The organism is Bilifractor sp. LCP21S3_F8, from assembly GCF_052117805.1.
Classification (GTDB): Bacteria; Bacillota; Clostridia; order Lachnospirales; family Lachnospiraceae; genus Bilifractor.
The window spans coordinates 1-20,195 of sequence record NZ_JBQKIK010000015.1 but is presented as its reverse complement, the minus strand read 5'-3'; the positions used below and the strand labels follow the sequence as shown (position 1 = coordinate 20,195).

Annotated in this window: 15 protein-coding genes and 1 pseudogene; 4 read left to right on the top strand and 12 right to left on the bottom strand. The window is 50.4% G+C overall.

Features of this window, described 5'->3' with window-relative positions; genetic code table 11:
• Positions 1 to 100: 100 nt before the first annotated feature.
• Both ACTQ3A_RS08340 and ACTQ3A_RS08335 read right to left on the bottom strand, forming a co-directional pair.
• Positions 101 to 625 carry a prepilin peptidase gene (locus tag ACTQ3A_RS08340; protein WP_441100848.1) on the bottom strand — a complete coding sequence of 175 codons (525 nt, stop codon included), beginning with the start codon at positions 623 to 625 and terminating at the stop codon, positions 101 to 103.
• 567 nt (positions 626 to 1,192) lie between these two features.
• Complete coding sequence (locus ACTQ3A_RS08335) at positions 1,193 to 2,332, bottom strand: RNA-guided endonuclease TnpB family protein (RefSeq protein ID WP_441100847.1); 1,140 nt, start codon at positions 2,330 to 2,332, stop codon at positions 1,193 to 1,195.
• 81 nt (positions 2,333 to 2,413) lie between these two features.
• On the opposite strand from ACTQ3A_RS08335, the pseudogene tnpA reads away from it, so the two are divergent.
• From tnpA to ACTQ3A_RS08320, 3 genes and pseudogenes are all read left to right on the top strand, one after another.
• Positions 2,414 to 2,814, top strand: a pseudogene (gene tnpA / locus ACTQ3A_RS08330) (IS200/IS605 family transposase).
• Positions 2,815 to 2,893: 79 nt separating this feature from the next.
• Positions 2,894 to 3,631 (top strand): TraX family protein, encoded by a 738-nt coding sequence (locus tag ACTQ3A_RS08325; protein WP_441100846.1) that lies wholly within the window; start codon positions 2,894 to 2,896, stop codon positions 3,629 to 3,631.
• 247 nt (positions 3,632 to 3,878) lie between these two features.
• The gene (locus ACTQ3A_RS08320) at positions 3,879 to 5,315 is read left to right on the top strand and encodes a sodium-dependent transporter (protein WP_441100845.1); all 1,437 of its coding nucleotides are present in this window, start codon (positions 3,879 to 3,881) and stop codon (positions 5,313 to 5,315) included.
• A gap of 289 nt (positions 5,316 to 5,604) precedes the next feature.
• On the opposite strand, the gene ACTQ3A_RS08315 is transcribed toward ACTQ3A_RS08320, so the two are convergent.
• Genes ACTQ3A_RS08315 through ACTQ3A_RS08305 form a run of 3 tightly spaced genes read right to left on the bottom strand, consistent with a single transcriptional unit; the run spans position 5,605 to position 8,380 of the window.
• Positions 5,605 to 6,666, bottom strand: coding sequence for an NUDIX domain-containing protein (locus tag ACTQ3A_RS08315; protein WP_441100844.1), 1,062 nt, complete (start codon positions 6,664 to 6,666; stop codon positions 5,605 to 5,607).
• 23 nt (positions 6,667 to 6,689) lie between these two features.
• Positions 6,690 to 6,911: a hypothetical protein gene (locus ACTQ3A_RS08310; RefSeq protein WP_441100843.1), complete on the bottom strand. Its 222-nt coding sequence runs from the start codon at positions 6,909 to 6,911 to the stop codon at positions 6,690 to 6,692.
• A 38-nt stretch (positions 6,912 to 6,949) separates the two neighbouring features.
• Positions 6,950 to 8,380, bottom strand: a complete 1,431-nt coding sequence (locus ACTQ3A_RS08305) for a transglutaminase domain-containing protein (protein WP_441100842.1) — start codon at positions 8,378 to 8,380, stop codon at positions 6,950 to 6,952.
• A 271-nt stretch (positions 8,381 to 8,651) separates the two neighbouring features.
• On the opposite strand from ACTQ3A_RS08305, the gene deoD reads away from it, so the two are divergent.
• Complete coding sequence (gene deoD, locus ACTQ3A_RS08300) at positions 8,652 to 9,392, top strand: purine-nucleoside phosphorylase (RefSeq protein WP_441100841.1); 741 nt, start codon at positions 8,652 to 8,654, stop codon at positions 9,390 to 9,392.
• 94 nt (positions 9,393 to 9,486) lie between these two features.
• On the opposite strand, the gene murI is transcribed toward deoD, so the two are convergent.
• The 7 genes from murI to ACTQ3A_RS08265 all read right to left on the bottom strand — a co-directional run bounded on the left by murI (position 9,487) and on the right by ACTQ3A_RS08265 (position 19,990).
• Positions 9,487 to 10,278: a glutamate racemase gene (gene murI, locus ACTQ3A_RS08295; RefSeq protein WP_441100840.1), complete on the bottom strand. Its 792-nt coding sequence runs from the start codon at positions 10,276 to 10,278 to the stop codon at positions 9,487 to 9,489.
• Between the two features lie 324 nt (positions 10,279 to 10,602).
• Positions 10,603 to 12,435: a Na/Pi cotransporter family protein gene (locus tag ACTQ3A_RS08290; RefSeq protein WP_441100839.1), complete on the bottom strand. Its 1,833-nt coding sequence runs from the start codon at positions 12,433 to 12,435 to the stop codon at positions 10,603 to 10,605.
• Positions 12,436 to 12,635: 200 nt separating this feature from the next.
• A complete protein-coding gene (locus ACTQ3A_RS08285; protein ID WP_441100838.1) occupies positions 12,636 to 12,887 on the bottom strand; it encodes a hypothetical protein in 252 nt (83 codons plus the stop codon).
• Between the two features lie 113 nt (positions 12,888 to 13,000).
• Positions 13,001 to 15,070, bottom strand: coding sequence for a 1,4-alpha-glucan branching protein GlgB (glgB, locus tag ACTQ3A_RS08280; protein WP_441100885.1), 2,070 nt, complete (start codon positions 15,068 to 15,070; stop codon positions 13,001 to 13,003).
• A 490-nt stretch (positions 15,071 to 15,560) separates the two neighbouring features.
• Positions 15,561 to 16,328, bottom strand: a complete 768-nt coding sequence (locus ACTQ3A_RS08275; RefSeq protein WP_441100837.1) for a TatD family hydrolase — start codon at positions 16,326 to 16,328, stop codon at positions 15,561 to 15,563.
• A 302-nt stretch (positions 16,329 to 16,630) separates the two neighbouring features.
• The gene (metG, locus tag ACTQ3A_RS08270; RefSeq protein ID WP_441100836.1) at positions 16,631 to 18,640 is read right to left on the bottom strand and encodes a methionine--tRNA ligase; all 2,010 of its coding nucleotides are present in this window, start codon (positions 18,638 to 18,640) and stop codon (positions 16,631 to 16,633) included.
• A 129-nt stretch (positions 18,641 to 18,769) separates the two neighbouring features.
• Positions 18,770 to 19,990, bottom strand: coding sequence for a homoserine dehydrogenase (locus tag ACTQ3A_RS08265; protein WP_441100835.1), 1,221 nt, complete (start codon positions 19,988 to 19,990; stop codon positions 18,770 to 18,772).
• Positions 19,991 to 20,195: the final 205 nt, after the last annotated feature.

Here is a 20,195-nt window from a genome sequence, read left to right as displayed (position 1 = left end):
TTCTCTCCTCAGTCCCGCGCTCTATGGCACGGCCCCACGGCTCTGTCCTTCCTCAGTCCCGCGCTCTATGGCACGGCCCCACGGCTCTGTCCTGCCCTCCTCAGTACCATCCCGCAGCCCATGGAATCAGCGCGCCGAATATAAAAACTGCCAGATGCACCCGTTCTTCCGGTCGGCTGCTCTTCCAGTATGGTTCCAGACCTCCGGAACCCGAAAATGTATATACGTATCTCTTCATAGAATGGAATCGGTCAAAAATGGGGAATCGGTCCGAACCGGACGGTGAGAGGCACAAATGCAGAACGGCATACACGGCTGCCGGCAGAAATGTAAACAGAAGCAACAGGAGCATCTGGCCGGGCTTCATGAAAATCCCGGTCACCATCAGAAGCTTGATATCGCCTGCTCCGATCATCCGGAACAGATAAAAGGGGATCAGAAGCAGAAAAGGAATCAGCGCAGACAGGAATTCCGGATGCCACCGGCTTTCCCGGCAAAACAGGATCTGCCCTGTGAGACTGAGAAGAAGTCCGGTCAGAACCCATCTGTTCGGAATTTTCTCCTCCTTCAGGTCAGAAAGCGCGGCTCCCTCTGCCAGAACCAGTACAAGAAGACGTGTATTCATAGGCTTATTCTTTCATTCGAGCAGACGTGTATCTTTAGACTCATTCTTTCATTCAGGCAGACATATATCTTTATTCTTTCATTCGAGCAGACATGTTCATACAGGTCATAAATGTTTAGCGGGGAAATCCACAGGCTTGCCTGTGGGTATAAGTGAGTTGTCTGGGAATCTGTGTAGAAATGTGTGATGGATTTGATGGTTTAAGAATATAACGCGCCTGCACCTTTTTCAAGCCGGTAAAGTACGTCACTATCCACAAATAATTTTTCCGGATTTTGTAGGATTTACCCGGCGTCACTTTATGGTATAATGGTTTTCATTATTGGCCTTGCAGAACTTTTTGACACTTTGCCTGCAGGATATGCGTGTTTCCTGATTTTGACGACCGCCTGCAGGACGTCCGTATCCACAGGTAGCTGTCAACTACCCACGACCTAAAGGTCATGGGCTTGTAACTGCCCAGTCGTACTAACGACTTACGTCTCCGACCTTTAACCCCAATAGATACTGCTATCTAAAGTGGCGTTACATCATGGGGGTGGTTGACAGCACCCCTTGCAGCAAAGTTTACTCTGCTGCAACTGCATCAGGTACTTGACTATCAGCAAGATAGTTTATTCCCATACGATACAGATTCATAGCTCCAATACGGTCATCATTTGATTGATAGCCACAGTTCCTGCAAGCAAACAAATGTATCTTCTTGTTACGGTTAGCCTTTTCAGTATGTCCGCAGATAGGACAGCACTGACTTGTGTAACGAGGGTCAACTTTTATTACAGAAGATTGATTCTGTTTTGCTTTGTAAATTAATTTTTGTTCGAAGTCATAAAACGCCCACGATACAGAAACATAGCGATTTTTTGTTTTCACACGTTCTGTGGCATTACGAACACCTGTCAAATCTTCAAGTACGAAAAGAGTATGCTTTGGATTGGATTCAACGAGTGCCTTTGATACACAATGGTTCACATCCTGCATCCAACGGTTTTCTCGCTGACCGATAGCTTTCAGTCTTCTTCTTGCCGAAGGTGTCCGTCGCGTTTGGAGTTCTTTGCGAAGTTTGGAATAGCTAGCGCGTCTTTGCTTGATAGCTTTCCCGCTAACAAATCCAGACTTGTGATTACTGTCATAGGTTGCAACAACGAAGTTAATCCCTCTGTCAATGCCTACAACATTACAAATGTCAGAAATATTACTTTCTTCCACGTCATAAGTTACCGGTATGTAAAGATAATATTTGCCATGCCTGTTTATGAGCTTAGCAGTACCAAACTTATAAATTGTGGGGTCAAAATATTTAGACATGCCTTCAGTGAAATATGGCAATTTAACACGACCATTAAGCGTATTCACAGAAAAACAGTTTTTCGTTAAAGAATAATCTCTATTCCAGACCAAATCATACTGAGGTTTCTTGAAGGCTGGCCGTATCCACTCCTTTTGATTTTCAAGAATAGTTTTATATCTTGCAATGACCGTTTTCAAGACGGACTGAGCCATTTGAGATTTAAGGCCAAATTTTTCTCTTAAAGTAGAATACAAAACCTTATTAAGTGAAAACTGCTTTAAATCATGAGTTTGGAATACATAGTTTGAAACATAATTACAGGCATCACGATAAACAGACATAGTTTCATCAAGCAAAACCTTGTCTGTATCAGTGGCGACTATTTGAACTTTCGCTGTTATCGTCATCTGTTCCATAGATGTACTCCTTTTGTTGACATTTCACTAAATATAGTATAATCGCAGTTAGTGAAAGTCAATAACTATCAGAGGTAAACTATGAGAAATAGATATAATCGTCATAACAGACGAAAATACAGCCTAAAAGTACATATAGTTCTTGTAAATATCGTAAGCAACTATTAAAAGGTTCAATTGCTGACGATGTTAAGCAAAAGATTTTTGATATAGCCAATACTCGGGACTACGAAATAATTGCTATGGAAACAGACAAAGACCACATACATTTCTTAATAAGTTATGATACGACTGATAGGGTTTGCGACATTGTTAAGATTGTAAAGCAAGAAACAACATATTACCTATGGCAAAAGTATGGTTCGTTTCTGTCTCAACAGTATTGGAAGAAAAGGATACTTTGGTCAGATGGATACTTTGCTTGCAGTATTGGAGAAGTATCGTCAGCGACTATACAAAAGCATATTGAGAGTCAGGGTTGATGGCTAAAGATTTATAAGGCTCCTCCCACCACCTGAAGGTAGTGGGTTTCCGCCAATGATTGACGAAAGGATTTAATTTATGAAGAATCTGTTTCATCCGCATCCCGCAAAAAAAATATCGCTGAGCGGTAATGAGCTGAAAATCATCGCGTGCGTCAGCATGTTTCTGGACCATTTCGCGAAGGTCTTTCAGGCAGAGCTGGACTCTTCCCTGTATTTTGTCCTGGATAACATCATCGGCAGACTGGCCTTTCCTCTTTTCTGTCTCCTTCTGGCAGAGGGCTATTTCCACACCCGGAATCTTCGAAAATACATGATCCGCGTCGCGCTGCTCGCTCTCGTTTCGGAAATTCCCTTCAATCTTGCCATGTCGGGTCAGTTTTTCGATCCCCGCTGGCAGAACACCGTATTTACCCTTCTGCTGGGGCTTCTGATGTTCTGCTTTCTGGACACCATCCGGAGCAGATCCGACCCGGTCCGGCTTCCCGCCGTACTGCTTCAGATTCTGACCGTCTTCGCTTCTGCCGCTGCCGCATGGTTTCTGCGCACAGATTATGACGTCTTCGGAATCGGCGCTCTCGCCTGCTTCTACTATCTGAATGGACGGATTTTCAAAAGTCCCCTGACCGCAGATCTCTGGGCATGCTTCTGTCTGTTCCAGGAACCGGCAGCTTTTCTGTCACTCCTTCCGGTGGCAGCCTACAACCGCTCCAGGGGAAAGAGGAAAATGAAGTATTTCTTCTACTTCTTCTACCCGCTGCATCTGCTTCTGCTGGTCGTTCTGCATAAAGTGATCCGTGGCACCCATGCCCTGTAATTCTGCCCGCTGCAGCCCTCCGCAGATACGTCTCGTATTTCTGCGCGCAGCAGCTCTACGCAGATACACTTGTGAACCCGTGAACCTGTGCGGTACAGCCCGGGCAGACAGGACAACGCTCCTGCGGGAATGCAGCCCCGCCATACTGGACAACGCTCCTGCGGGAATGCAGCCCATTTGAAAAAAACAACGCCTTCAATAAAAGCAATATATATGAATACAGAAATAAGGAGGACAATAATTCACAATGACAGCTCAATCAGACCGGAACAGATCCGGAAAGAAGAAATCAAAGACAGGCTCCTTCAGCGGACAGCTGGGATTTGTAATGGCTGCCGCCGGAAGCGCGGTCGGTGTGGGAAATCTCTGGCGGTTCCCCTACCTTGCGGCCAAGGACGGCGGAGGACTTTTTCTCATCATCTACCTCTGCCTGGTTCTCACCTTCGGATTCACGCTTCTGACCTCCGATATCGCAATCGGCAGAAAAACAAGGAAAAGCTCTATTTACGCCTATGCCTCCATGCGGCCGCGCTGGAAATTCCTCGGAATCATCACATTCTTCGTACCCGTTCTCATCATGACCTATTATGCCGTAATCGGAGGCTGGATCAGCCGCTATATTGTCGTATATTTTACCGGAGCACAGAAGGCAGCTGCCGGCGACAGCTTCTTCACCTCCTTTATTACCTCACCGGTATCCCCGGTATTTTTTGCTCTGCTGTTCATGGCTGTGACCTCCATCATCGTCTATAAAGGTGTAGAGGGAGGAATTGAAATGGTCTCCAAGTGGATGATGCCGATTCTGCTGGTTCTCATTGTAGCGATTGCCATTTTTTCACTGACACTCCGCCACACGGATGAAAATGGCGTCACCAGAACCGGAATACAGGGACTTCTTGTCTACCTGACGCCGAATTTATCCGGTCTGACCTTGGGAAGATTTCTGCAGATCCTTCTGGATGCCATGAGCCAGCTGTTCTTCTCGCTCAGCGTCTCCATGGGGATTATGATCACCTACGGCTCCTATGTAAAGCCAGATGTGAATCTCAACCGTTCCGTCAATCAGATCGAGATCTTCGACACCGGTGTGGCTCTTCTCGCCGGTATGATGATTATCCCGTCCATTTACGTATTCTCCGGAACAGACGGCATGAGCGCGGGAACCAGCCTTATGTTCGTATCCCTCCCGAAGGTATTCTATGCGATGGGAGCCCCCGGCATATTCATCGGCGCCATGTTCTTTATCATGGCGGCCTTCGCCACCCTGACCTCATGCATTTCCGTTCTGGAGGCCATTGTTGCCAACTGCATGGAACTCTTTCACGCCTCAAGAAAAAAGGTCACCGTCATTCTGACCATCATCTATATGGCAGCTTCCGCTGTCATAGCGCTCGGATACAGCATCTTCTATGTGGAGGTCAGGCTTCCCAACGGTTCTGTCGGACAGCTGCTCGACATCATGGACTATATCAGCAACAGCTTCATGATGCCCTTTATCTCCCTGCTCTCCACCATTCTGATCGGATGGGTGGTCGGTCCGAAATGGATCATCGATGAAATGGAGTCCAGCGGAGACCGGTTCACCCGCAAAAAGCTGTATGTCATCATGATCAAATATGTCGCCCCGGTCATGATGTTCGTTCTGTTCCTGCAGTCCACCGGCCTGCTCAATGCCATTGCCTGAACGCAAACACTCGCGTAAAAAACGCAATAGCATGCTTCCCCGGCCTGAGCGCTCGGAGTATCTGCCCGCCTTCAAATTTCCCCGGCCTGAGCGGTCGAAGCGTCTGCCCGCCTTCAAATTTCCCCGGCCGGAACGGTCGGAGTATCCTGCCCACATTCAAATGAACACAGGAAAAGCGCACGCGTAAAAAACACTGCATACCCGCACAAGTCCGGCTGAATCCGGGCTTGTACAGGTATGCAGTGTTTTTCCTTCCAAATGACGCTGAAGAGGCCCCTATATCATCTGTTTATCTCTGTTTTTTCAGATACTCGAGCACCCGATCAAATTCATCCGGGTAGATACAGGTCGCCTCCCTGTTCTCCAGTACCATCTGCCGGCATTCCTCCAGATCCATCCAGCGCACGCTCTCTACCTCAGATTTCTGGAGCACGAGACGGCTCTCGTCGACCTGTCTCTTGTAGACAAAGAGATGCGCGAATTCGTGATCACGGAACATCCGGCCGTGAAATTCCTTCTCATAGCTTCCCTCATGGACACCCAGATACTCAAGATCCCCGGCACCGGCATGAATTCCAAGTTCCTCCCCTAATTCCCGCAGCGCCGACTCCAGCGGCTCGTCGCCGGCATCGATATGCCCGGCCGAGGAGATATCCAGACAGCCCGGATTCGAATCCTTGTCTGCGCTCCGCTTCTGCAGCAGGACCTCCATGCCCGACGGGCTGCCTTCCGACGGCCGCACAATCCAGATATGGACCGTTCCGTGAGGATCTCCCTCCCGATGCACTACATTCCTTTCCTGCACAATTCCGCTTCTGGTCCCGTCCTCCTTCAGCACATCAAACAGCTCCATCGGACGGCCGTTCAAGACCGCAGTCACCAGTCTGTCTTTCCCGTCATATACCAGCTTCAGGGAAAAAAACGGCACGTTCTCGTCGATGAGCCGGAAGAAAATCTTGTCTCCGGCCCAGAGATTCAGCTTCCACACCTCTTCGATGTCGATCCACGCAAGCTCGCCCTCGTCACATTCTGCCGGCTCGCCGCTGTATCCATCCGCGGTAAACAGAGACATATATTCATAATCCCCTTTTCCGGAGTCAAATGTCACGATCCCCCGGTACTGCCAGGATGTCAGTGTGTAGCCCGTTTCCTCGCGCACCTCACGGATCACGCACTCCTCCGGACTCTCTCCCAGCTTGAAATGGCCGCCGACTCCGATCCACTTGTCTCTGTTGACGTCATGCTTCTTCACGGTCCGGTGCAGCATGAGATATTTCCCGTCCCTTTTCAGATAGCATAGCGTACTCATATTTTTCAGGTCGTTTTTCTGTTTTTCCTTTACAAGATCCATCGTTCGTCTTCTCCTGCCATACATCACTCACGGCTTTCCCGGCCGGATATATGTTCCGGCCCGCTCCAGCCCTGTACCGGTTCCGCTTTCCCGGCCGGATGTCCGTTCCGGCCCACTCCAGCCCTGTACCAGCTCCAGCTTTCCCGGCCGGATACACCTCCGTCTTCTCCGCCCTTATACCAGCTCCGGCTTTCCCGGCCGGATATTTTTCCGTCTCCTGCCATGCCTGCGCAAATCACAGTCACGCCCCTGCGCACCTGCCTGTGACTATATATCCGCTTCCTCAGCCCGGTATCCCGTCCCCGTCATAATCGGTCTGTCCCCGGTAACCCACCGAATAGCCTGAAAGAACATCGTAGGTATAGGCAGTGCCGTTCGCAATCGGCGCAAGCTTTGAGATATAATCCGCCGTTCCACTGGCATGCCCGGTACCATCGTCCCGCACATGCACAGAAGATGAGAGGAAGGTCGCGTATCCGTCCGGCGTGTAATATGTGTACTCGCTGCCGGGCGTATAATTGCTGATCTGCTCTGTCGTCAGATTGAACATAAAATGACGGATCCGGTTCCAGTACGCGGCATCATTCAATGCCGCGTCAATGATCGGCCCGCCGGACGCGTACTGCTGCGGGTCCGAGTCCTGGTCGTCCCATGTCGGATCCACCTCATACCATTCACCGTCCAGCTGAACCAGATTCCACGAATGTGCCTCCATGGAATCCGGATCTGAGCCCGCATATCCCCCGACTCTCGTACATGTAATTCCCGCCTGCTGCAGAAGATACTCATAAGCATAAGAATACCCGTCGCAGACGCAGGTATTTGCCTGGTTTCTGCTGTTGGCGACCAGTGCACCGTATGCGGTATACCCGTAATCAAAGGCACCGTCCGGTGAGTAGGACGCAGCCAGATCCTTGTCATAGGTCACGGTATCAATCAGCTTGTCATGGATCTGCAGCGCAATCTCCGGCTGTGAACGCGTCAGATCTATGTCCGCCATAAAATTGCTCACCGCCTGATTGAAGGCTGTCATCTGGTTCTGATAATCATCATACGTCCTGCTCAGCCGGATCATAACATCATACGTCCCGCCTGTGCTCAGGCTGTTGTAATAATACTGGAAATTTCCGCTGCTCTGCCGGAACCAGAACAGCTCCGGATGATCGTAAATCAGCGCCTCGTATGCAATCGTCAGTTCCCTGCCAAATGCATCAGATGACGGATCCTCACTGACCGTCACCTTTTTGTGATAATCCGTAGATGTCGGGTCTCTCGTCACCGCCAGAAGCGCATTGTATATTCCCTGTTCCTCCGCGGAAAGCTGCGTGTAGTAGTAAAAAACCGGGGCATTATTCACAAAAAGTGAATCGCCCTCCGGCAGTTTGTCCTTATAATCCCCGGTCACTCCATCCAGAAACGAAGAAATGTCCGAGATAATCGACTGCCCGGAACTCGATGTGGACTGCTTTCCGGAACCGCTTCCCGCATCCGAACCCGATCCTGAAGGATCACCCGTTTCGCCGCTTCCTCCGGAAACAGAGTCCGCAGCTGACGAGGAAGTATCCTCAAGATCTTTATTCACATTAAAAAAATTCCGGAACATATCCGGAAGCTCTGAGACATGAAAGTCTCCGGAGCCGCAGCCCGCAAGCAGGGCCCCGCACATAAGCACAGTCAGAACGAAAAGTCCTGTCCTCTTTTTTCCTATCATCATATCCGTCTCCCTGATGAATGGTAAAACCGGTTCGTCCGGTTCACACCACTGCCATCGCATACTCTGAGGCCCGTGGTTTTTTATGAAGAGAATTATATCATGTTCCCTTCAGATATGCTAAAATATCAACGAAATCTAACCGCCGTCCCGCACGCGCTTATCTGCTGACGGAGCACGGCAAAAAAATCTGAACTATCTGCATCTGCTTTGCCGCCGGCATTCCTTTTCCAGAATCCGGTTTCGCAAAGCCATCGAAAGGAGCTAATGAATTATGGGAAATGTTTCACCATCCGCATGCATGGAAGTAAAAGACGGAACACATGTTGCAAAAGTAGTCCTGATGCCAGGCGATCCTCTCCGCGCAAAATATGTGGCGGAAACCTATCTTCAGAACCCGGTCCTGTTCAATGATGTCCGCGGAATGCTCGGATACACCGGGATCTACGACGGTGTCGAGGTATCCGTCATGGGAAGCGGCATGGGAATTCCCTCCATCACCCTTTATTCCCATGAATTGTTCACCTTCTATGGCGTCGAAGGAATCATCCGAATCGGTTCCGCAGGCGGCGTCGGAGACGATGTCAATGTACGTGACGTTGTCGTTGCAATGAGCGCCTCCACAAACTCCGCCGCTCCGTCCCGCTACGGACTGCCCGGCACGATCGCTCCGACCGCAGACTGGGGCATGCTCCGCGACGCGGTACGAATCGCAGATGAAATGGGTGTGCGCACCTCCGTCGGAAGCGTCTATTCCTCCGATTTCTTCTACTATCCCGATCCTGCCGTTGCGGAAAAGGAAAAAGAGGCAGGGCTTCTTGCCGTAGAAATGGAAAGCGCCGGTCTCTATACAGAGGCCATGTACGCTCACAAAAAGGCACTGGCCCTCTTTACCATTTCCGATCACCTCTTCAAGCCGGAGCATCTCTCCCCGGAAGAGATCAAGACCTCCTTCCATGAAATGATGGAAATCGCCCTGAAGACCGCTGCCGATACCGTGAGAAAGCTCGGCTGATTCTGCTGCACGGCGACCCGCTGCTCCGCCCATCCGGAACGACGGATCGCCGCGCGGCGTTTTATATTTTTGACATCCTTCACACGAATCCAGATTATTCGATGTCCGCATCCAGAAGCTGCCGGTAAATCTTCATTTCTTCCTCTGTCCTCAGACTGGAATCCAGAACGACTCTTCCCGGCTCTTCTCCTTTATTCAGCAGACCATGCCGCGAAAGCTGGCGGTGCAGTTCCCTTGCGGTTCCTCTGCCCCCGTCGTAGAGCGGCACATCTCCCATGACGCTGTGAATCTGCTTCTTCAGAAACGGATAGTGCGTGCATCCCAGTACAATTCCGTCAACCTGTCCCCGATAAGGCCCGATCATCCTCTCAAGCATCTGTGTAACGTCCGCCGCATCCAGATTTCCCTTTTCCACCCGGTCGGCAAGACCCGCGCAGGAAACCGGGATGAATTCCGCCTCCCCGGCAAGTCTTCCCGAAAGCTCATGGTATTTCTCCAGCCTCAGTGTGACCGGTGTCGCCATCACGAGAATCCTCCCGTGATGCTCCTCTCTGGCGGCCGGCTTCAGCGCAGGTTCGATTCCGATCACCGGCATTGTCTTTTCGTACTTCTCCCGGATCAGCCTTACCGCCGCACTGGTTGCGGTGTTGCAGGCGACGACAATCGCCTTGCATCCCTCATTCACCATGCGATCCACGATCGCCATGGAAAGCTCCTGTACCTTCTCTACCGTCTTCTCGCCATAAGGCGCATTCGCCGAATCCCCAAAATAATAAAAATTCTCGTTCGGGAGCTCGCGGATCATTTCCCTCAAAACGCTGATTCCTCCGACTCCGGAATCAAACACGCCTACATAACCCCTGTATTTTTTCTCATCTGTACTCATGTTCCCGCCTGTCCTGATTCAGTCTATCGGAATTACATCCGGTTTCCAACGTGATCTCCGCCGTACAATGCCAAAGCAGCCCTTCATGCCCCGCAATCGGGTCAGCATTTAATCTATAAAGCCAGCTGCTCCGTTGTTTTCGCACCTCTCGCAGCTGCCACATCTGACCGACTTCATCGGTCTGCCGCGGCGTTCTCCGCGCACAGCCCCTTCACAGCCGAACGCATACCACTGTTCCTGTCATTCAAAAAGTGCCGCGCCACATGTGCACGACACCTCTATCTTACCAAATGTTTCGGATTTCTTCAATTGTACGCAAGGACCTCATACGCGGACCTTCTTTGCCCTGGCCTTCGGACGGACGGCATCCGCCGGAATCCTTTCTTCACTCTCCGGATCCATCCCGCCCTGAAGAATTTCTTCACTCTCCGGGTGTGGACTGCTCTGAAGAAGTTCTTCTCTCTCGGGATCCGGCTCACCCTGAAGAAGTGTGCTGAAATTGATCTCCTTCAGCGCGGTATCCGACAGATTCAGGCAGCTGCTTCCCATCCGGTCAAGATCGTGCAGAAGCGCGTTGAAGCTCACCGTCATCTTCGCATCGCACTTTCCCTTTGCGACCCGCTTCACGTGATCCTTCCGCATCCCTTCATCGATGTCCATGACCATCTCCCGTTCCTTCTTCAGACTGTCCGTCTCAATTTTCCCGGGATCCGCCATGAGGACAAGTGTTTCCTCAAACATCCTGCGAATCAGTTCCATGGATTTCCGAAGCTCCTTCATCGCATCCTTGGAGTATTTCAGTTTCATATTCTTCGCTCCCGCGATGTTTTCAATGATACTCCGGCACAGATCCGCAATCCGGTCGATTTCACTCTGAATCAGAAGAACACCTGTCGCCATGGATGCCTGGTCCTCCGTGATGGCACCGAACGAAAAAACAGCGGCCAGATATTCGTTGATCTTTTCTGACAGCTCATGTACCCCCGCAGCCTCCGCACGGATTGTCCCAAGTACGGCATCACTGTCCTTCTGTGTGATCTCCTCCGCCTTTCCGAACATCCGCTGGACGATATGCGCGGAATGAAGTGTCTCCTGCGCCACAAGATGGAGCGCGGCAACCGGCTGCCGGATCAGCTTGTCATCCAGATATTTGGGCTCGCCGAGTGGAACCACCCGCTCCTTCTTTCCCGGGAGAAGCTTCATGACGATCCTGACCATCAGCCACAGAAGAGGCGTCCAGATCAGAGTCATGATGATATTGAAACCGGTATGGGCATTGGCAATCTGTCTGGAAATGACATCTACCTCATTGCCCTTCGGAGAGATCATCGTGATCAGATTCGCGTAGGGCTTTACAAACCAGATGAACAGCAGACTGCCGCTCACATTAAAGATACAGTGCGCCAGCGCCGTCCGCTTTGCGTCGATGCTCTGGCCGATACTTGCCAAAATGGCTGTGATCGTCGTTCCGATATTATCGCCCAGGAGAACCGGTATCGCTCCCGCAAGGCCGATGATGCTTGTGATCCCGTCTGCGGCAGGCTGAGACGCAAAATTCTGAAGAACCGCAATGGTAGCGCTGGAGCTCTGCACTACAAGAGTCATCATCAGACCTGTCAGAACACCCAGCACCGGAATATGAGCGACCTTCCCAATCAGGTTAATAAAGAAGGGACTGGAAGCCAGAGGTTTCATCACGCTGCCCATGATCTCGATTCCCTCAAACAGAAGCCCGAAAGCCAGGATGGTATTTCCGATGTATTTGATCTTCTGCTTCTTCGCGGTAAATCCGATGATAAAACCGATGAAAATGATGATAAAGATATAATCACTCAGCTTGAACGCTATGATCTGAGCCGTCATGGTCGTTCCGATATTCGCTCCGAAGATGATCGAAATCGCCTGCGGAAGAGTCATCAGGCCTGCGCTCACGAACCCGATCGCCATGACCGTCGTCGCACTGGAGCTCTGCAAAACCGCTGTAACCAGTGCTCCTGAAATCACTCCCAGCACCGGATTTCTGGTGAGCATCCCCAGCACCGTGCGCATCTTCTCTCCGGCCGCTTTCTGCAGACTGTCGCTCATCATGTTCATGCCGAACAGGAAAATCGCGAGTCCTCCCAGCAGACCAAATACTATCTGTACCTTCTCATTCATAACCTACCTCCGGGATCTGTAACGCTCCATTAACATATAGATTAAGCGTACAAAAGATAACCCGGAGAAACTATCTGTTTAATATAAAGTCTGTGTTAATGCTATGTTAATTGTTGTCGGAGCATTAACAAACGATATGTAAAAGGGCCGCCCCTTTCTTTTAAATTTTAGTTCAAAACTAAAATAACAAAAGCAATCTTCTAAACTCCCTTTAAAACATCGTCTATCACAGATTTTGCAAAATCATAGTCATTTTTTTTCACATAAACATAGTACATAATTTTTTGGTTCGGATTTTCACCAAAGTTGCCCAGCAATCCAGAACCTCTGTTAGACCTTCCAAAATCGCTACTTTTTATCTCATATCTAATCTTAGCACTATTAAGCTTTCTGGTAATATTTTGCAATTCTATCGTATCATATGTTAAAAATAGTTCTCTTTTCCCAAACATACAATCACCTTAAAATTAAGCTATCGCAGAAAGGAAGCGATTCATTCCAAAAGTTAACAGATACTCCCGCAGTATATGCTGCATGCATATATTGCAAAATTTTACACAGTCTGTCAGTTGAATTTGAATACCGCGGCTCCGTAAGCCGGAAGCTCGTAGGCGATGTGAAGCTTCTGCCCGTCGCATTCGCCCTCCTCGGCCTTGTATTTGAGCGGAACCTTGTGATCCCCTCCGTACTTCTCGCATTTGCTGTCGAGAATCAGCGTGTAATTCCCGGCCTTCGGCACGCCGCACATATAGTCCGCGCGCTCCACCGGCGTGAAATTGATGACAAAGAGAAGATTGTTTCTCTTCGTCGGCGACCATCTCACAAAGCTGAAGATGCTCCGGTCGCAGTCGTCCGCGTTCATCCATTCAAATCCCTCATAGCCCTTGTCATTTGCGTAAAGGGCAGGATATTTCCGGTACATGTTCAGCAGGTCACGCACATATGCCTGCAGATGCTCGTTCTTCTTGTCCTCCAGAAGGAACCAGTCCAGCTCCCTCTCCTCGCTCCACTCTCTGTACTGTCCGAAATCCTGACCCATGAACAGCAGCTTTTTGCCCGGATGGCCGAACATGAAGGTATAACCGACCTTGAGATTCTGGAACTTCTCGTCGTCCTGTCCCGGCATCTTGTTGATCATCGAGCATTTCAGATGAACCACTTCATCGTGTGAGAGAACCAGTATATATCTTTCGCTGAACGCATAGGTCATCGCGAAGGTCATCTTGTTGTGGTTGAACTTGCGGAAATACGGATCCAGCTTCATGTACTCAAGAAAATCATGCATCCAGCCCATGTTCCACTTGTAGGTAAACCCGAGGCCGCCGTCCTCCACCTTTCCGGTCACCTTCGGCCACGCGGTTGATTCCTCGGCAATCATCATGACGCCCGGATTCCGACCGGGCACAAGCGTGTTCAGATGTTTGAAAAATTCAATCGCCTCGAGGTTCTTGTTGTCCCCGTATTTATTGGCGATCCACTCTCCGTCCTTTCTGCCGTAGTCCAGGTACAGCATAGAGGCAACCGCGTCCACCCTCAGGCCGTCCACATGGAACTCCTCCACCCAGTAAAGCGCATTCGCAAGCAGGAAATTCTTCACCTCCGGACGGCCGTAGTTAAAGATCTTGGTGCCCCAGTCCGGATGCTCTCCCTGTCTCGGGTCCGCATGCTCGTATACGGCATCGCCGTCAAAATTCGCGAGTCCCTCGGCGTTTTTCGGGAAATGCGCGGGTACCCAGTCCAGAATTACACCGATCTTGTTGCGGTGAAGATAATCCACCAGATACTTGAAATCAGCCGGCGCCCCGTAGCGGGAAGTCGGTGCGTAATATCCTGTCACCTGGTATCCCCAGGACTGATCGAGCGGATGCTCGGCTATGCCCATAAGCTCGACGTGGGTATATCCCATGTCCTTCACATACTCGACGATCCGCTTCGCGAATTCCCGGTAGGTATAAAACCCTTCCGGATTTTCCTCACTGTATGGATGCTTCATCCAGGACCCGGGATGCACCTCGTAGATCGACAGCGCAGCCGTTTCCGGCACAAGGTTCTGCCTGTTGCGGATCCATGCCGCATCACCCCACCGATAGCTCAAATCCGCTATTCTCGAAGCCGTTCCCGGACGAAGCTCCGCCCAGTTCCCGTACGGATCCGCTTTGTACAGCTTCTGATTGTTCTTCGAGATGATCAGATATTTGTAGAGCTGACCCACTGCCGCTCCCGGGATAAAGATCTCCCAGATTCCCTGATCTTCGATCTTCTTCATGGGATTCGCATTCTCATCCCAGCTGTTAAACTCTCCGATCACATACGCCGCGACCGCATTCGGCGCCCATAATGTGAACCACGTTCCGTTCTCGCCATTCAGACGCGCTGTGTGCGCGCCCATCTTCTTGTACAGATCATAGTGAGTCGCCTGACCGAACAGATAAGAATCCAGATCAGAAAAAATATGCGGGTCCTGTTTAACCTTGTTTTCCGAAGACTCTTCTGTTTTTTCGGATTTCCCGGAAATCTCCGGTTCATCCACAATCTTTCCCGACTGTGCCTTCGCCACCGATCTTTTCACATTTTTCTTCACTGAATTTACGGTAGCAGCCGCATTTTTGCCTGCCTTTTCCGTTGCATCCTTCATCGCCCTCGACGCGATATCCGATGCCTCCTTCGCTGCCCTGGCAGCCTTTCCGGAAGCCTCTTTCACTGCGGCCGTCGCCCTCTCCACGGTCTCGCTTTTCTTTTCTTCCCCGATGCTTTTTCTTGCCATATCCCTCTCCTTTATACGGATGCTATTTTCTATGGAATTGCTGTCTCTATTCTCTATAAAAAATGTCCTCTCGTCCCTTTAACCGCTTCGCGTCTCTTCGTGCTTTTCCTTGTTGCCTTCGAAATCGCATACAGTCTCTTTCACACGCTTCGCGCGTGTCGATCCTGTATGCGTTTTCGAAGAGCTTATACAGTCATAATATCACAAAAAGATTTGGATTCGTATAGAAAAATATGGAAAATTACACAAATGAGGGCCCGATTTTCTTCCGTCATCTTTCTAATCCGCCCTATTGCATCCGATACATTTTATAATGCCTCCGATAATCCCAATTGCAATATTTCAGGCTGTCAGGTCAGGCTTACTGCAGCCGGTACATTCTGCAGGCATTCTCCCAGGTTGTCTGCTCGACTTCCTCCGCTGATATCCCCTTCAGCTCCGCGATCGCACGCACCACATACCGGAGATTCCGGGAACTGTTCCTGCTTCCCCGGTTCGGCTCCGGCGCAAGATACGGGCAGTCAGTCTCCAGAACGAGATGTGACAGAGGAACTGCCTGCACCGTTTCCTTCAGACGTCTGGCATTTTTGAATGTGACCACACCCCCGATTCCCAGATACATCCCCATCTCTGTATATTCCAGCGCCTGTTCGCCAGAATACGCATAGCAGTGAATCACACCGCCGATCTCTCCCAGGTTCTCCTCCCGGGCAATATTCATCGTATCCTGTGCAGCGTCTCTGCTGTGAATGATTACCGGAAGCCTGTGACTTCTCGCCAGTTCCAGCTGCCTTCTGAACCAGTAGATCTGCTCCTCCCGGTTATCCTTGTTCCAGTGATAATCCAGTCCGATCTCTCCCACAGCCACGCACTTCGGAAAACGCAGATATTCTTCCAGTTCTTTTACCCGTTCCTCATTCAGCTCCCCGACGTTGTCCGGGTGCAGACCAAATGCGGCAAAGGCATCTGTATAACTCTCCGCTATCCTTCGCGTTTTTTCCAGACTGGCCCAGTCGGAAGCTACGTTGACGAACCGTCCCACATGATAATCCGGAAGGGTCCGGATCATCTCATCTCTGTCCTCATCAAAAGCTTCATCCTCGTAATGCGCATGTGTATCAAATATCATTCTTCATCACCTCACAGGGTAAAATTCCATGCCGTAAACATCAGCACATACTGCTGAAACGGTTTGTCGTGAGCTATGCGCTCGTACAGCCACCCTTAACGTTTTGTCCCGGCCACGCGTATCTGCAGCCGCCCTTATCCGTTTTGTCCCGGGCAACGCGTTCCTGCAGCCGCCCTTATCCGTTTTGTCCCGGGCCACACGTTCGCACAGCCCCTTATATGGCAGAAGACTGCAACACACCTGCTGCAGTCTTCCGTATAACCCAGCCGCTATATAACGGCATTTTCTCTAAAAAATTTTATTTATGAAATCCCGGAGCCTGACGGCATATCTTTCTCAGGTGCCATCAGAGTCACATTTCCCTCACTGTCTTCCGCGGCGAGAATCATGCCCTGCGACTCCAGACCGGCAAGCTTCGCCGGCTTCAGATTAATCAGGCACATTACCTTCTTGCCGACCATCTCCTCCGGCTTATACCATTTCTTGATTCCGGACACGATCTGACGGGTCTGGTCACCGAATTTAATCTGAGACACCAGAAGCTTCTTCGATTTCGGAACCTCTCTGCACTCCAGAACCTCACCTACCGCGAACTGCATCTTCGCAAAATCATCATAGGTGATCTCCGCCTTCGGCTCAACGTGGATCTCCGGCTTCTCTTCTCCTGCTGCATCAGCCCCTTCGCCGGCTGTACCGCTCTGCGCAGCCTCTCCGGACGCGGCCTTCTGTCCTTTACGGATCTCCTCTACCTTTTCCATGACATCCTTCAGGTCCTGTCTTGCAAACAGAATCTCCGGCTCTTCCGTCACCTTCGTGCCGCTCTTATACAGGCCGAATTTGTCGGCATCTGCATAATCTCTCTTCCCGGTATTGAGCTGCTTCAGAATCCGCTCCGTCGTTTCCGGCATATACGGCTCAAGAAGCGATGCTCCTATGGTAATGCTCTCCGCGAGATTGTACAGAACCGTCGCCAGTCTGTCCTTCTTTGTCTCATCCTTGGCGAGTGCCCACGGCATGGTTTCATCAATGTATTTATTGCAGCGCTTGAAGAGCGCAAAAATCTCGGTAATCGAATCCGCGACGTGAAGTCCCTTCATCTTTTCCTCGACCTTGCCCGCAGTCTCTGTGACAACCGCCTTCAGCTGATCGTCCACGGGATCATTCACATTTTTGTTCTCGACAATTCCGCCGAAATATTTATTTGACATGGAAATCGTACGATTTACCAGATTGCCCAGCGTATTCGCAAGATCAGAATTCAGGCGTTCCACCATCAGCTCCCAGCTGATGACACCGTCATTCTCGAACGGCATCTCATGAAGAACAAAATACCGGACCGCATCAACCCCGAAGAGATTGACCAGATCATCCGCATAGATCACATTTCCCTTTGACTTGCTCATCTTGCCGTCTGCCTGGATCAGCCATGGATGTCCGAATACCTGCTTCGGGAGCGGCTCGCCCAGCGCCATCAGGAAGATCGGCCAGTATATCGTATGGAAACGGATGATGTCCTTTCCGACCAGATGAAGATCCGCCGGCCAGAACTTCCTGTACTGCTCGCTGCTGTTCCCGTCGGCGTCATAGCCGAGTCCGGTGATATAGTTGGTCAGTGCGTCCAGCCATACATATACGACATGCTTGTCATCAAAGTCTACCGGAATTCCCCATTTGAAGGATGTTCTGGATACACAGAGATCCTGAAGCCCCGGAAGCAGGAAGTTATTCATCATCTCATTCTTTCTGGATACCGGCTGAATAAATTCAGGATGTTCATTGATGTATTCAATCAGTCTCGGCGCATATTTGCTCATTCTGAAGAAATATGCCTCCTCCTTTGCCCGTGTGACCGGACGTCCGCAGTCCGGGCACTTGCCGTCCACCAGCTGGGAATCCGTCCAGAAGGACTCGCACGGCGTACAGTACCATCCCTCATAATGTCCCTTGTAGATATCGCCCTGCTCATAGAACTTTTTGAAAATCTTCTGGACCTGTCTGACGTGATACGCATCTGTCGTGCGGATGAACTTGTCGTAGGAGGTATTCATCAGATCCCAGATCCGGTGAATCTCAGCTGCCACGTCATCTACATACTGCTGCGGCGTGCATCCCTTCTCCTCGGCCTTGTTCTCAATCTTCTGGCCGTGCTCGTCCGTACCGGTCTGAAAATATACCTGATATCCCTGCATCCTGCGGAATCTCGCAATACTGTCCGCAAGAACGATCTCATAGGTATTACCGATATGGGGTTTTCCGGACGCATATGCAATAGCCGTAGAAATGTAATAATTCTCTCCTGTATGTTTTACCATTCTCTAATCACCTCTTCCGCCGACAGATGAGCCGGCTTCTCTGTTGAATAACGCCACATGCAGGACCGGGAGACCATCGTCTCCCGAACCTCATGTGGCATTGAATACCCTGTCACGTGCCTGTCTTTTTCAGAAAAATACACGGATTCTTCCGAGGATTTCTTCACCCATCTGGTCCGCTTTTGCCTTGAATTCAGATTCCTTCATCTTTTTTGTGATAAAGGCGAACTCGCCGGGCACTGCCGGCAGACTGATCGGCTCTACCCTGCCAAAAATCTCATTCACCTTGTCAATTTTTTCTGATACGGATCCCTTCACACGAACAAAGAAACGATTCTCCATCGTACTGACGTCACACAGCTTCAGGGTTCTGCTGCTCCAGTTCATCATTATATTGCGATGAAGATGCTTTGCCTCATCCACAACATCCGCCACAACCGCGCTGGCTGTAGGAAGCTTTCCCGCGCCGCTGCCGTAGAACATTGCGTCACCGAGAACATTCCCGTGAATGAAAATCGCGTTGAAAACTCCGTTCACGCTGTAAAGAGGGCTGCTTTCGTTGATCATGCCCGGGCAGACCATAGCGTAGAAACCATCGTCGACCTTACAGCTTGTCGCCAGAAGCTTGATCGCCGCGCCGATTTCCTGCGCGTACTTCATGTCCACTGCCGTGATCTTGGTAATTCCCTCCGTATAGATATCATGATAATCCACATGACGTCCGTAGGCCAGCGAAGAAAGGATGGCAATCTTCCGGCAGGCATCGTATCCCTCAATATCCGCCTCCGGATTGCGCTCCGCGTAACCGTTATTCTGCGCCTCCGCGAGAGCCTCGTCAAAATCAGATCCGTCCCGTCCCATCTTTGTCAGGATATAGTTTGTCGTCCCGTTCAGAATACCGGTGATCTGATCAATCTCATCCGCTGTGAGCGAAGAGTTCAGCGGACGGATAATCGGAATTCCTCCGCCGCAGCTCGCCTCAAACAGATAGTTAATGCTCTTCTCCTTCGCGATCTTCAGAAGCTCCGTGCCATACGTCGCAACGAGCTCCTTATTGGATGTGCACACGCTCTTGCCTGCAAGAAGAGCGCTCTTGGTAAACTCATAAGCAGGGTGCAGTCCGCCCATGGTTTCCACGACAATGTCTACCTCCGGGTCCTGCAGAATCACATTGAAATCATGGACCAGAACCTTCTCCACCGGATCTCCCGGAAAATCTCTGAGGTCAAGAACATATTTGATCTTGATCTCATCCCCTGCCTTCTTGTTGATACTGTCATGGTTGGTATTGATTACTTCAACTACTCCGGAACCTACGGTTCCGTAACCCAGAACGGCAACATTAACCATCTGTATTCTTCCTCGCTCTCATCTGATGTAGGTGTATAAGCTCTTCGAAAACGCAGACAGGATCGTCACACGCGAAGCGTGTGTAAGAGACTGGATGCGATTTCGAAGGCAACAGGTATGAGCGTGAAGCCGTGTGAAACACGGCGAAAACGCGAATACCTGTAGGATTGCGGGAGTGCGAAGCACGGAGCAATCCGTAGCTTAT